The organism is Candidatus Methylarchaceae archaeon HK02M2 (assembly GCA_024256165.1).
In the GTDB taxonomy this organism is placed as follows: Archaea; Thermoproteota; Nitrososphaeria; order Nitrososphaerales; family JACAEJ01; genus HK02M2.
In genome coordinates this window covers 1-14,014 of the sequence record JAKLZG010000058.1, presented here as the reverse complement: position 1 = coordinate 14,014, position 14,014 = coordinate 1, and the positions used below count along the sequence as shown (strand labels likewise).

At 34.6% G+C, this 14,014-nt stretch carries 16 protein-coding genes; 7 read left to right on the top strand and 9 right to left on the bottom strand.

Annotation, left to right across the window (positions count from 1 at the left end):
• From L6N96_04590 to thyX, 5 genes are all read right to left on the bottom strand, one after another.
• Window positions 1–977, bottom strand: a 977-nt coding sequence (locus L6N96_04590; protein MCP8323436.1) for a DUF1464 family protein, incomplete at its 3' end; no start/stop codon positions are given.
• 26 nt (window positions 978–1,003) lie between these two features.
• Entirely contained in the window at window positions 1,004–1,765 is a 762-nt protein-coding gene (locus L6N96_04585; GenBank protein ID MCP8323435.1) for a DUF115 domain-containing protein, read from the bottom strand.
• A 34-nt stretch (window positions 1,766–1,799) separates the two neighbouring features.
• Window positions 1,800–2,906, bottom strand: coding sequence for a molybdenum cofactor guanylyltransferase (locus tag L6N96_04580; GenBank protein ID MCP8323434.1), 1,107 nt, complete (start codon window positions 2,904–2,906; stop codon window positions 1,800–1,802).
• A complete protein-coding gene (locus L6N96_04575) occupies window positions 2,899–4,311 on the bottom strand; it encodes an aspartate ammonia-lyase (protein MCP8323433.1) in 1,413 nt (470 codons plus the stop codon). Before L6N96_04575 ends, L6N96_04580 begins: the two co-directional genes overlap by 8 nt.
• 40 nt (window positions 4,312–4,351) lie before the next feature.
• A complete protein-coding gene (gene thyX / locus L6N96_04570) occupies window positions 4,352–5,173 on the bottom strand; it encodes an FAD-dependent thymidylate synthase (GenBank protein MCP8323432.1) in 822 nt (273 codons plus the stop codon).
• A gap of 83 nt (window positions 5,174–5,256) precedes the next feature.
• On the opposite strand from thyX, the gene L6N96_04565 reads away from it, so the two are divergent.
• Together L6N96_04565 and L6N96_04560 are read left to right on the top strand one after the other, a co-directional pair.
• The gene (locus L6N96_04565; GenBank protein ID MCP8323431.1) at window positions 5,257–5,577 is read left to right on the top strand and encodes a hypothetical protein; all 321 of its coding nucleotides are present in this window, start codon (window positions 5,257–5,259) and stop codon (window positions 5,575–5,577) included.
• A 154-nt stretch (window positions 5,578–5,731) separates the two neighbouring features.
• Window positions 5,732–6,445 carry a hypothetical protein gene (locus L6N96_04560; GenBank protein ID MCP8323430.1) on the top strand — a complete coding sequence of 238 codons (714 nt, stop codon included), beginning with the start codon at window positions 5,732–5,734 and terminating at the stop codon, window positions 6,443–6,445.
• Between the two features lie 172 nt (window positions 6,446–6,617).
• Here L6N96_04560 and L6N96_04555 read toward each other — a convergent pair whose 3' ends face one another.
• On the bottom strand, window positions 6,618–7,646 hold the full coding sequence (locus L6N96_04555) for an MtaA/CmuA family methyltransferase (GenBank protein MCP8323429.1): 1,029 nt from the start codon (window positions 7,644–7,646) through the stop codon (window positions 6,618–6,620).
• 138 nt (window positions 7,647–7,784) lie between these two features.
• Window positions 7,785–8,237, bottom strand: coding sequence for a hypothetical protein (locus L6N96_04550; protein ID MCP8323428.1), 453 nt, complete (start codon window positions 8,235–8,237; stop codon window positions 7,785–7,787).
• 204 nt (window positions 8,238–8,441) lie between these two features.
• Between L6N96_04550 and L6N96_04545 the strand changes: the two genes are divergently transcribed.
• Window positions 8,442–9,086: a GNAT family N-acetyltransferase gene (locus L6N96_04545; protein MCP8323427.1), complete on the top strand. Its 645-nt coding sequence runs from the start codon at window positions 8,442–8,444 to the stop codon at window positions 9,084–9,086.
• Between the two features lie 71 nt (window positions 9,087–9,157).
• On the opposite strand, the gene L6N96_04540 is transcribed toward L6N96_04545, so the two are convergent.
• On the bottom strand, window positions 9,158–9,694 hold the full coding sequence (locus tag L6N96_04540) for a hypothetical protein (protein MCP8323426.1): 537 nt from the start codon (window positions 9,692–9,694) through the stop codon (window positions 9,158–9,160).
• A gap of 202 nt (window positions 9,695–9,896) precedes the next feature.
• On the opposite strand from L6N96_04540, the gene L6N96_04535 reads away from it, so the two are divergent.
• The 4 genes from L6N96_04535 (at window position 9,897) to L6N96_04520 (ending at window position 13,652) form a co-directional block, all read left to right on the top strand.
• Window positions 9,897–10,091, top strand: a complete 195-nt coding sequence (locus L6N96_04535) for a DnaJ domain-containing protein (GenBank protein MCP8323425.1) — start codon at window positions 9,897–9,899, stop codon at window positions 10,089–10,091.
• A gap of 37 nt (window positions 10,092–10,128) precedes the next feature.
• A complete protein-coding gene (locus tag L6N96_04530; protein MCP8323424.1) occupies window positions 10,129–11,154 on the top strand; it encodes a uroporphyrinogen decarboxylase family protein in 1,026 nt (341 codons plus the stop codon).
• A 123-nt stretch (window positions 11,155–11,277) separates the two neighbouring features.
• Entirely contained in the window at window positions 11,278–12,462 is a 1,185-nt protein-coding gene (locus L6N96_04525) for a THUMP domain-containing protein (GenBank protein MCP8323423.1), read from the top strand.
• 308 nt (window positions 12,463–12,770) lie between these two features.
• A complete protein-coding gene (locus L6N96_04520; GenBank protein ID MCP8323422.1) occupies window positions 12,771–13,652 on the top strand; it encodes a fumarylacetoacetate hydrolase family protein in 882 nt (293 codons plus the stop codon).
• 92 nt (window positions 13,653–13,744) lie between these two features.
• On the opposite strand, the gene L6N96_04515 is transcribed toward L6N96_04520, so the two are convergent.
• Window positions 13,745–14,014: hypothetical protein (locus L6N96_04515; protein ID MCP8323421.1), on the bottom strand; the 270-nt coding region annotated here is incomplete at its 5' end.

Below are 14,014 nucleotides of genomic sequence, written 5' to 3'. Positions count from 1 at the left end.
CCTCCTGCTAAACCATTAGCCAGAATGGCCGCCCCTTGTGCCGCCTCTTTAGATACTTGAGCAAATCCTTTAATTTTTCTGACATTCCCTAAATCAGACAACCTCTTAAAGAGTTCATCATGAATTCTCTTCACTTTACACAATCTCCCAGAAAGCAAAATTTCCCTAGGTGTTTTTACTGACATTTTCATTTGAGCCACTCCTTTTTCTATACCTTCCATAAATGCTTCCCATGCCAAATTATATCGACTATTGTCAAGAGCTTTTTTTGCAAACTCCTTTGGTGTAACTTTTGTATTTCCAACTATGCATGTAACACCGCCTTTACGAAGTATGTTTTTATCAGAGATATTCAATAGGTAGGCTAGCTCACTATCCATTGATCCAATTGATAAAAAACCAATACTGCCAGTCGTCCCACCGATCCCATCAACAATTTGGCCTTTTTCAACACCTATTATGGCGTTATATCCAAAACCAACCTCAACTATTACGAACGAGGTCTCATTGTATTTTATATTACAATGCTTCGACTGATCGAGTACTCCTAATACAGAGCAGCAAAGCTTGTCTGCAGTTCCCATATCTATTTTATTCACTTTTCTATACATTGGTACTGTGGGCATATGTATGACACCTGGTATGAAATATACGTTAAACCCTTCCTTTTTTAACATCGCTACAACTTTTCTCAAGCCTAGGACCGCACTTGTCTTTATGTCATCAAATTTCACAAGAGCCATTAGTAAGAGTTTACGATCATCTATTTCATCGATATGTATAAGTGGGAGACCATATCCAGAAGGTCCAACTATTAGGTCTAATGGAGTTACCGATTTCAAGAGTTCTATAACAATTTTAGGATCTTTTACAATTTTTTCCGTATCTATTGTAGAATCGATAAAGAGATGATCTCCGTCCAAGCCGCAGAAATCGTAGCTCTTTGATCCAGGGTCTATTCCAATTACCCTAACCATCTTAATTTCAACTTTAACCTACTAATTTATAAAAAGTGGGCGATTTTTTGTGGATTTATATCCCTGAAACCTTTTATCTTTTCTCCATAATACGTGAGATTAAAAAGCTTGGTATCTGTCCTTGAAGCAAGCCATTCAAGTAGCTTTTTGCAGAATTTAAGCTTCAGAGACTTTTTCTCTGGCGAGTTCACATATACTTTTGAATATTTACCTATTATCGTACCTATATCCATGCCAGCCAAGGCTATTATTTCAGCACCCATATACAACGCGAAAAAAACCGCTCTGTCTCCATCTGTAAACCCTCCAAAGTTGTATACCCTTTGTTTGGGCTTAACTTGTGTAGTACCTAAAACCCTAGTCAATTTTGGGACGTATCTTAAAAGTTGTTGGATATTGTCCCCATGTCCATGAACTACCATCGATGCACCTTTTTGATTTGCTAATATTAGATCTTGTAATTTACCATCAAGGTCAGTTACTACTACTTGAGGAACCCTATTTGCAACTTCGAGAAGGGCTGTCGTAGCGCCATCTGCTGTGATTATAATAAACTTGTCTAGTAATCCTTCTCTTTTTATGCTATAAATATTATTTTCTAGTGAAGGACCTGCGCCAAATACTAACACAGGTTTACTATGAATAAGTTTCTTTAACTCTTTAGGTTCTATATATTTATCCTGAAGCAACTCATTTAGAATATCAGTGGCTCTTTGATCTTTTAATCTACTTAGGTTAAAGGATGATGCAATTTTATCATACCATGGCCACCACTCTTCCAAATCCATCGCGATCATCGTTTTATAAGATTCTAGTTTTAATCTATTCTCTTTTTGTTATAAAATCTTTTGAAGGTATCTCGATGTTTTTCAATACTTTCAATCTTCCTTCAAAATCGATACTTAAATCACTCTTTAATTCCTCTACTTGAGTCGCTACTCTTTTAATATTCTCTGCAGAACCTACTCTTTTCCAGCACAATAAAGCATCCAATAAAGAATGTAAAGCTAGCATTTTCACTTCCTCTTTAATAAAGTAATTTGCTTCTGTTTCAAAATTTTTTGCTGCTATTGACCATTTTTCATCCAATTCTTGGAAAGTCATTGAAAAGAGAGCGAACCAAAAAGGAGAATTTATTAGACCATTGATAAGTTCAAGTTTTCTATCTCTATCTGAAATAGACTTTATGACTTCTCTCATGAGTTTTATATCAGTTTTATTAGGGTAAAGTATCTTGTTATCTTTTATATATCCATCATGTAATGTACTCGTAAGATTATCGATATCTTGGAGATAATTTATATTATAAAAAGAGGTTAATTCTGGATCAAATATTTTTATATTCTCCACATTAATCAGATATGATTTTATACTACCTCTTAAGAAATCGCTAGGCCTCCATCTCTTAAGGTTTAGAAGGGCCTTATAACAGAGTTGTATGTGCTCTCTCTTATAGACCGATATGAGAGGCTCTATCTTACCATCAGGCCATAAAGGTGTGACGACATCAAAATGAATTGCTTTCTCTATTAACATTTTAAGCACATCTATTTTTATATAAGGTGTATCGCAAGGTAAGACTAAGATCCTGTCTTTTTTTATAAATCTTGCAGAAGTAGCAAGACCTATGAGTGGGCTATGTCCAACTCCTTCCATATCTGCTATTACATGAAGATTTGGATACTTCTCAGAAAAAAGATTTGAGTATAACTTCTCTTGTTCCTTTTCCCTCGCCACAACAGTAACACTATTGGAAACTTGATATGCTGCCTCTATGACCCACTCAATCATCCTTTTGTTATCTACAACTTCTAATGCTTTATTCTTTCTAATGGAACCAATTTGTTGAAAACGTTTATTTTCTCCACCTGATAAGATAGCAACTCCTACATCCATCGATACCTGCTCCAATCTAACTAAGTTACACAATCACTTTTTTTCTTCTCTTACCGGGCTGAGTCATAGCGTAGATGTCAAGTATTATATCTAAATTTTCTTCTGAGAGCAACTCTTTCTCTAAAACTACCTCTCTTATCGTTTTCCCAGTAGCTAAAGACTCCTTAACTACCTCTGCAGCTTTTTCAAAGCCTATATGAGGGTTTAGAGCTAAAGCAATCCCAGGACTATGTTCGATGATTTTTTTACACTTATTTTCATTTGCAGTAATTCCTAACACAAGCTTCTTAGTGAATATATTAACAGAATTTTTTAGTATATGTAAAGATTGAATTAAATCAAATGCTATTACGGGCATCATGACATTTAGCTCCAATTGCCCTGCTTGTGCAGCAAGAGTTATCGTTAAATCATTTCCTATAACTTGAAAAGTCACCATGTTCATAGCTTCAGCAATAACTGGGTTGACCTTTCCGGGCATTATAGATGATCCGGGTTGAACTGCAGGTAGATTTATCTCGCCTAATCCAGTTACAGGACCTGAACTCATCAATCTAAGGTCATTAGCTATCTTGATTAGATCTGTTGCTAATGTCTTGAGTGAATTGGAGACTTCGACGAAATCACCCATAGACTGAGTGATTCCTATCAGATTTTTTGCAGAACGTAGATTGAATCTAGTATGTTGTTTTAACCTATCTATGACTAGCCTAACATATTCAGGGTCTGCATTTAGACCTGTTCCAACAGCTGTCCCACCTATGTTTAACTCCTCCAAAGCTATTGCAGCTCTCTCTATTCTTTTAATATCATCAGCTACTATAGATGCATACGCACTAAACTCTTGACCAAGGCGAATGGGTGCACCATCCTCGAGATGGGTTCTTCCAGACTTGATTATCTTATCAAACTCTCTCGCTTTTTTCTTAAGAGCTTTCTCAAGACCTTTTAATTCTGAGATCAACTGTTGAATTAAAGTGAGGCAAGAGATACGCATAATTGTTGGAAATACATCATTTGTGGACTGAGCCATATTTACATGATCGTTAGGGTGGATAATATTGTAATGTCCTTTCTTTCCTCCTAACAGTTCTATTGCCCTATTCGCTAGAACTTCATTTGCGTTCATATTGTGAGACGTTCCAGCTCCTGCTTGGAAGACATCTACCACAAATTGATCATGCCATCTTCCTTCAATGACTTCATCAGCTGCTAGAATTATCATACCTGCAATCTCAGGCTTTAAGTCTCCAATTGTCATGTTAGCTTCGGCTGCAGCTTTCTTAACAATGGCAGTAGCTTTGATGAACTCTGGATGAGGTTTTATTCCACTTATAGGAAAATTCTCTAATGCTCTTATAGTCTGAATCCCATAGTATGCATCTTCAGGAACCTCCTTCTGTCCAAGAGGGTCTCTTTCTATCCTTCTATTTGCCATTTCTGTCATCTTAGAATGTAATTTTGTTATGTTTAACTTTTTACTCGCACTTTAAAATATAGGAATGAACTTTATGTGATAGGTCCAATTTACTCAAGTCGATCTCTAATAGATCCCCTTTATCTGCTTTCTCAAAAGCAAATCTATAATTTGATAGTAACTCGTCCAATTTGTTACATCTCTCGACTGCAGAAGATTCTTTGTATGCAGGAAGGTTGAGAGTTTTGAAAATCGTTGGCGCTATTAACTTTGCTGATGATAACATAGCCCAGGAAACATCCTGAATCTCCCATTGGGCTGCAATATCGCATCTCTGACCGAAGATGTGTCTAAACTCCCTTGGATTTGCTGTGATAGTTATATTCGTTTTCGATGCAGACGGGATGATGAATCTAGCATCTTCCTTATATGATCCTTTTTCTGAATAGGCTCTGTAAATATGCTCACTAAGGGCCATATAATCATCATAGTTAAGTTCGATTTTTAATCCATTTAATTCTCCTTGAATTTTCTCTTTTATATCTATGGATGGAGGCCTTATATACCATTCATCTTTTCCTATCTTTACATGTCTTTGACTCTGCTGTGAAAAGGAGGCAAGCCTATGTCTCACTAGTTGATGTGTGAGAACTCTTGATACATTTTCCAAACTATATGTTAAAGTACCATGTTCAATCACATCAAGATGTCCTAACTGAAGAGCCTTCTCTAACATTCTCTTAACATCAAAATCACTTAAGAGTTCTTTGTTAAGGTAAAGATCTGACGCTGAGTGTTGAGAGTAGCATGACCTCATACTTGAAGCACATACTCTCTCAATGTTAAGGGTGTATGAGAAAAGTATTACTTTTGTTTCTTTCATTCTACTGTCTTCTCTATCAGAAAAAGTTCATCAAGTGTTTATATAAAAAGTTAATTAACCTTATTTTGGAAGTATCGCTTAAAATGACGGGAGTGACAAAAGTTAAGGTCGATCCAGGAATATGCAAACGGAAGGTTATCATTAAAGTAGAAAAATCGGGATCGAAGGCTAAAATAAATATCGAGTCAGATTGCCCCCTTTTAAACGAATTTTCAGAAAAGTTGAAAGAATTAGAGGGACGTGAATCCACAAGAAATCTTCTTAAAAATATCGTGTATCAGTTATCTTCAGAATGTCTACATGCAACCTGTCCTGTTCCCTGTGCAATACTCAAAGCAGTCGAAGTAGAGTTTGGTTTCGCAGCAAAAAGAGACGTTAAAATAACTTTCATGAGTGATAAATGATGATCCGAGTTATATTGAGAAGAATATTCATTTTAATAGATTTAATTAATAATTTGGTTATCTTACATACTCAATAAATTCAAAGGCAACGATCAATAAATTCAGACAATCATCAATAAATTAAAAGTAAACGAAGAAAATTTGGTGTGTATAGATGGTAGAACTTTATACAGTTGGATCGGAAGGTCAAATTCTAGAAATAAAGAAAGAACCTGAAAAGATAGAAGTAACAGAGCTTAGAAAACTCATAATGACAAATGAAAGAATCTTAGGAAATGTAGTTCTGTTAGACAATAAAATAGAAACTTCCGATGGCTCTTTTGCACATATGTTAGGATTGGATATGTTTGATTTAAGACCATTAATAATCGAGCTAAGAAACATAATTACAGGCACCGAGGTAATACCCCAAATCTTACCTTATTGTGATTTTATGAAGTCCAATCCTGATACAATGAAGTTTAGAATCTCATCAAATACAAAATTCATGCAGAAATTACATGGGCTGAAAGTGGATCTGGATAAGCTCAGTAAGGGATTGGGAGAAGATCCAAAAGTTATTTTAGTTGCTCCCGCCTTCAAAAAAGAACTTTTAGATGTTGCGAATTATATCAAGTTCGGTATAAAACTAATAGAAATTTCTAGATATAAAACCGAAGATGGAAGAGTCGTAGTTGCAATAAATAGGCCTCAAATCCCTATCGCTTCTCCAGCTACGTTTAAAGTTGGTGGGGTATGGGACTATCCTTCTATAGAACGATCACATGTAGAGAGACAAATTCCACATGAAGAGAAAATTGAGAGCCGAGTAGAAATAACCCCAACTCCAATTGGTTCAAAGGTGCTTAACTACTCATTTAGAGAGTGATACTCTCTAAAACTAATCATTTCTCTATTTGAAAATAATCATAGAAATGTAAAGTTAATCAAAAGTAGATAATCAGAAAGGTAATAGATATTACGGTAAGTAAGAACCTTCTATCGGATTCTCAACCTTTATATCGTTAAACGCCATTCTAAGATTTTAATAGATGATTAAATTATCCATTAATTTTAAATTTTCTTACTTCTTCTGCTAGAACTTTTATATTATTGATCGGCATTGCAGGTTCGATACCACAGCCTGGCTCAAGCAGATCGACACCAGATTCAAGTGCTTTCTTTGCGATAATCCTAACCTCATCAGGAGTGCCATGAGTCAGTACTCCTTTTGATTCAATATTGCCCAAAATTGTAACATCTCCTACAATAGGCTTGATTCGAGCAATATCAACACTTTGTTTAACGCTTATCGCGTCGAAACCAATATCGACCATTTCTGGTATGAAAGACTCTACATCTCCACATAGATGTAAAACCCTTATTCCGTCTAAATTTTTTGCAATTTCCTTTAATGCTGGCTTAATGAGCACTTCGAAGACTTGAGGACCGGCTTTATCAGGTGTACCTAAAGGCTCACCTAATGATACTATATCCGAGCCTGCACGGTATTGTGCCTTAGCGTATTCTATAATTACTTCCACAGCTAAATCAATATACTTTTTAGCATCTTCTGGTTTCCTAATTGACCACATCATAAATCTCTTAGGTTCTGCCAGCTCACCAGCTAGCGAGTAGGGGCCAAAGACAAAGCTTGTAATAGGGAGGAAATCCCCCACTTCTTTCCTTAACATGTAAATCGCTTCCATTATTGCTGGAATTCTACCTCTCTCAAGAAGATCATTAGGCATTTTTAGGTCCTTAGGATTTTCAAAGGGATGACTTATCATTGCCGGTTTTAGATCACGACGATCATACCATTTGATTTCACACCCTAAAGCTTCTGGCAATATACTGAATTCATGTCCAACATTAACATTTTCGAGTCCAGTTATCTTTTGACTAGCTATAGCAAGATTTGCCATCTTTTGAGGATCTTTAAAAGCATTAGGCCAATATATTCCGACAGTTTCCTGAATCTCCGTTGAGACACTCCCTCCACAGGCCCCTATACATGTCGCAGGTACTCTATCTACCTTTCCACCCATTAAAGCAGCCAAAACTCTTCTTTTTGGAGAATATTTCGGCATTTACCTCATATTGAGGCTCATTCATTCTTAATTTAAACTTTTTTTACTTTTTCATACTTAGAGTTCTGATTTTAAAAATTAACTTAAGGTAAAATGAATGATGATTCAAGTTTTATTTGATTTGATATTCTCGATTTATTAAGGAATTTCTACTTTTGGCATATCTCTGAATAGAAGCTCTTTACCACCTATCAGACGTTTTTTTAAGCTCCTAAGTGCCTCATAATGACAGAATACTCTCATGTTGTACTTATCAGCCATGATTACATCAGCATTCTTTACTACACTATAATACAATTTCTTGTACATTTTATATCTATGTGAAAGAAGTTTCATTAAGTTATAAATAAAAGTAATTCTCGTTTGTTTTGACCCTTCGATGCATTCCTCAATCGTGGGCGACATACTACGGATAATAAACTCCTTGTCTTCCCTAGATAGTGAGCCCAAAGTGATATTCATATACATATCTTCAAGATCTTTGGGTTTCATGCTAGAAATTCTTCTTGTAGACCTGATAAATTCGCAATGTTTAATCGGAGTATCCAACCACTCTACTTCTCCTACATCTACTGTTGCTTGACTACCCATACTCTTATACATTGGGATTGCTGTTATTTTTACTTTGTGTATGATAAGTACTAACTGTCTTTTGTAATATTTACAAATGAATTGATACTTTTGTAAATAGATGGCCTTATAAATAGAACATCTATATCACAAGCTAAATCCAATTTAGAAATATTTTTAATTGACTCGATTAATGATTTTTTAATAAACTACAGTTGAAATCTGATGGTTGTAGTTAAGAAACTGACGACATCTGATCTACAGAGTCTTGATGTTACAGATGGCTTTACATGGTGTATTAAATCTTTAGGAAAGGAAGGAAAGGTTAAGTTTAAAGAATTTTTAAAACAAAAGCTTTCAGAAGGAGGTGAAATCTTTTTAGCAATCAAAGAGAATAAGATAGTTGGCTTTGCAGCGATTATAGATTGGCAAACTTTACCGAATACCAAATTCCTTGATGTAATGGAAGTTGCTAAACCATACAGAAGTCAAGGTATTGGTACCATGATCATGCAAAAAATGTTTGTAGAATGGGATACACTAATCGCTTTAACACCTTTATCACAACCTGGGTGTGAAGAGAAATTAAGAAATTTTTATCAAAGATTTGGATTTACGACTATAACTGATATAGTAAAACCAGTGATAATGATACGAATCCCAAATGATACTGATAAGTTGAAGGAATGGATAGAGTATATAGAAAAGGCACTCGATGAATACTCTTATCAGACATACCAGATTCAGCCTACCCTTCATATATGGGGAAGACGCTATGCTCCATGGCTTAAATATACCTATGACGTATATAGGCCACTTTTAAAGGAAATGAAGAAACGTATAACCAAAAAGAAACGACTTAACAAATAACTATATTATTGATCTAAATTATATTGATTGATTATTAGGTTGACTCTGAGGTTGGTAATATTTACACATCTCTATTTGTTCTTTTTAGGAAGCAAATGAAATCGTCTTTTGGTATAAGGACGAGCTATAAAAAGAGACACTAAAATAAAGATGGCCCCTATACTAAAAAATAAAATCATTACGATCCATGTTTGCTGAGTGACCTTGATATGGAGCGTTTTACTTACAGCTCCTTCACACTCTTCATCACCATCCCAGCTTGCTGTGACTACCCAATTACCAACAGTCCCTGGGCTGAATGTATGATTAAAAAACCCCGATGAAGTTAATACAGTATAATTTATCAACTCTCCGCGTTGTGGTATATATGTCAATACAATGTTTACATCATTAGAAGGAGAAGGTGTTATCCAACCATTAACTTCTAGTGAAGAACCCACCTCTAAAGAGCAGTAAGTTCTATTTGAAGATGTAAATTTTATTTCAATTTCTGTTTCAATCTTATCCAATTCAACAACTTCACTCAAAGCTTGGACCTTTATTACTGGCACAATGAAAATTAAAAGTGAAGATAAACATAAAATTCCTACAATTTTCAGAAGTTTCATCTCTATGCTCTATACTCTCCTAAAGAGTCGAATATATGATTAATGGTTTTCAAATGCAATTATTCTTCTCGTTCTATCTCTCTCAAAGCCTTCTCTTCAGAATTTATTATTCTTCTGAGTAAATACTAATCTTCAATCTAAAAAATATTATCTTTAAAGTCAAAAAGGCTTAAATTTAATAATTCAAATCTTTCAAATGAAGTTGAAGAAGAAGCATCGGTTCAAAGAAGAATCGATTAGAATAAGAGCTGAGCGAATTCTTGGTTTAGATAGCTATGCAAACGAAGAAGATATAAAGAATACTTATCGGAAACTGACATTAAGATATCATCCTGATAGAGATTCTAAAGATCATTTTATGGAGGCTGGATATGATATAATATCTCTATTTTACTAATATCAAGTTGGACTCATGTATATAAGTGAGAGAAGAAATGAATTCATTAGAAAGGTTTGAAGTAACATTAAATCTAGAAAAGCCTGAAAGAGTGCCACTATTTTACTTATATCTTGGAGCTGGACATTCCGTCCTCAACGAACTTGGCGTTACAATGAGAGATGTCTACTACTCAGCTCAAGGAATTGCAAAAACACAAATGAAGGCCAGAGAGATGTTTGGACATGATAATGTTATGTCACCATGGGGATGCATAACTGTAGAGGCAGAAGCGTTGGGCTCCAAAATTGAGAAAAAGGAAATGGACTACCCTAAAATTGTTGAGTATATTTTAAAGGATTCAGAGGAAGTTGATAAATTAGAGGTTCCAGACCCTTTAAAAGACGGAAGAATGCCTATGATATTAGAAAGCTTAAATATTCTTGTGGATACTGTCGGAAAAGATACTACCGTTGTCGGATTCATGAGCTCACCATTTACTATTTTGGATGGCATAAGGGGATTTGATAAAATTTTGAAGGATATACTGATAAATCCTGATTTATTAAAAAAGATGTTAAAGATAACTACACATACTTGTATAGAATATGGACGATCGATGATAGACCAAGGAGTAAATGTAATACTGATCAAAGATGGATTTGCTGGAGGCGATTTAATGAGTAAGACACAATGCTTGGAATTTGATATAAGATATTTAAGATCAGTTGTAACCTCTCTAAAAAATTACGGTGCGAGTGTAATAATAGGTAATGTATCGAGTAAACCTTATCTCGATCTGCAAGTTGACTTAAATCCAGATGCTATCTGTTTCGCAACAGGAGATGTTGGAAAAGTTAAGAAGAAGTTTGGAAACAAGGTTTGTATAATAGGGAATGTAGATCAGACAAAAATGCCCTTCAAGAGAGCGATTGATATCGAGAAAGAGGCAAAGTCTTGTATAGAGAAAGCAAAAGAAGGAGGAGGTTATATTCTCTCTACTGGCTGTGAAATTCCATTAGAAACTCCTGCTGATAACGTCAGGGTACTTAGAAAATCAGTAGAAAAATACGGCGCATATTAAGAATAAATAAATTATGATGAGAAGAACCCCATCTTTCTTTTAGTGTAAAAAACCTCATAATTATGTGGTTAACTAAATCCTCATAAAGATGTTGTTGTAATGGAAAAAAGAAAGTGAATAGAATTGCAGGAGTATAAAGTTCTTGTATCTTTCTCTGATGACAATTATGATGATTCTTTAAGCCGCCTTAAACATCAGATATCTACCTCATTAGAACTTTCAGAATTGGAATTCTCTAATATGGTAACTAGAAAAGGTATTATATTACTGAACGCTGAAGACCCTGTCAGAGTTGCTGATGTTTTATCGAAGATACTAGGTGTGGATTATACTGCAGTAGTAAAGATTGTACCATCAAAATATGATGACGTTATTGAAGCAATCACAAGATCAGGATTGAAATTGATCTATCCAAATGAGACTTTTACAGTAAGGGTCGAGCTAAAAGGCACTCTTCCGTATAGTAGTCGAGATATCGAATTCGCAACTTGTGCAAGGCTTATTGGGGAACTTGGTGAAAAAGGTGTAAGACAAGATAAGAAAGACCCTTTAAAAGTAATTTATGCAAGAATAGAAGATGAAACAGCCTGTATATTCTTTTATAAATATGATGGACCGGGAGGGATACCTGTAGGATCGAAGGGAAAAGCCTTATGTCTATTGTCGGATGATAATTATAGCGCTGTTGCAACTTGGATAATGGCCAGACAAGGAATTTTTCCTTATATTTTATTTTTTGACACTCGTCCCTATGTTAATCAATCTTGTGTGAGAAGAACAATTACTGTAGCTACTCTAATTAGAGAATTTTTACCTGTTAAAAAGTATGATCTTATTGTGATGAAGATAGGGTTTATTATCAACCATTTAAAAAAAGTGTGTCCCCCTGAGTACGATAAGAATATGCCTTTTTTATTCAAGAGGATCATCATGCACATAGCATGTGTTTATGCTGACAAAGTTGGTATTGATACCATCGTTAGTGGAGAAAATTTAGGTCAAAGTACACTCAATACTTTTATGAATTCATTTAAGATAACTTCAATATATGATAAGCAAGTTCTTTTTCCATTAATCGGGTTAATTGACCAAGAGATTGTAGATTACTCAAAGAAAATCGGGGTTATTAACTTCACAAAAGAAAGTCAAAGAGACTTAACGAAACTTGATGAGAAGGTTATGATTGAGGTCGAGAGCAAGTTAAAAATAAAAGAACTTATTGATGAAGCTTTAAGCAACGTTGTATTGATTGATCTTAAAAATGGATTTAATGATTTACATGAAATCTTAAACAATTACCCTATCTAAAAAACAACTTTATATTTCTTGAAAATTTATTAGTGATTAGCGAGCAATGAAGAGATAGCCCTAGCGAATGATGAGCTAGATCTTGAGTACTGAGCTCGCATTATTGTATAGATTATTAAAATCAAAAATATAAATTAACCAAATAACTGTTTTCATTTTTCAAATTATTTTTTTGATATATAGAAATTTTTTTAATAAATTATGATTTAGGTCTTGACTCCCTTTGTTCTCCTTGTTTTTTCTGTTTTCTTCAATTTCTTCCACCTAATTTAAAAAATCTCTGATCAATTGATAGGTGTGGGAAAAAGTTGAAGTTAATCCATTATGTTGTAAATGGAGAAAGAAAATATGGATTCTTAGTTGGTGGAAGAATTATTGTCAGCGATCTTATATCGGAAATTTTAGGTATCGATCTTCCCAAAGATATTTTAGATTTTATTCTAAGATGGTCTGAGCTTAATATTAATCTGACACTTTTAAAAGGCTTCGAGGAACTCCTTGAAGGGAGTATTCTTTTACAAAATTTGGAGAGAATTTTAGCTCCTATTACTCATCCCCCAAAAATTATCTGCCTTGGATTGAATTATTCAACCCACACTAAGGAGTGGAAGGTAAAACCGCCTTCTGAGCCTATCGTATTTATGAAGCCAAGGACGACAATAATCGGTCCTTTTGATGATATCGTTTCACCTTCTATAACTAAGGAACTTGATTATGAAGTTGAATTAGCTGTTATCATTGGGAAGGAATGTAAGAGAATTAGTGAATATGAGGCTCCGGAATACATTTTGGGTTATACGGTCCTTAATGATATTACTGCTAGAGACCTTCAGCGTAGAGAGAAGCAATGGTTTATGGGAAAAGGGATGGATACATTTGCACCAATAGGACCTTGGATCGTAACTAAAGATGAACTGAACCTCAATAACCTTAGACTTACTACAAAAGTAAATGGAATGTTGAGGCAAGATGGTTCTACTAGAGACATGATCTTTAAGGTTGACTATCTAATATCTTGGTTAAGTAAAGGGATAACTTTGGAACCGGGAGACATAATTTCGACGGGAACTCCCTCTGGAGTTGGAGCTTATATGGACCCTCCTTCCTTCCTTAAGGAAGGCGACGTAATAGAAGCAAATATTGAAGGAATAGGGAGTTTAAGGAATAAGATAAAATTTGAAAAGATATAATACAATTTCAAATCAATCTAGATCATTAGGAAATGCCTAAACAAGAAGATAAATGAAATCCAACCATTTCAATTTCAATTTTAAAAAAATTGCTATTGTAAATCATCTAGCCATCCAGCAAAGGGAGTCAACCTCTTTTTAAAGAACTTACCAATATTTTTTCGATTTTTTGCTTGGTGGTACTTCAAATATAAAAGATCATTTTCAATACCTACGATTTCAATCTTTCCAGTTATGTGTGACATTATATATTTGAATCTTTTACTAAGACCACTCATATTTTTCTTTGCATTTTCAATAATTTCGTACCCTTCTTTTAATGGAACTATAAAATGTTTGCATCCCTTTACTGGTCTACATTG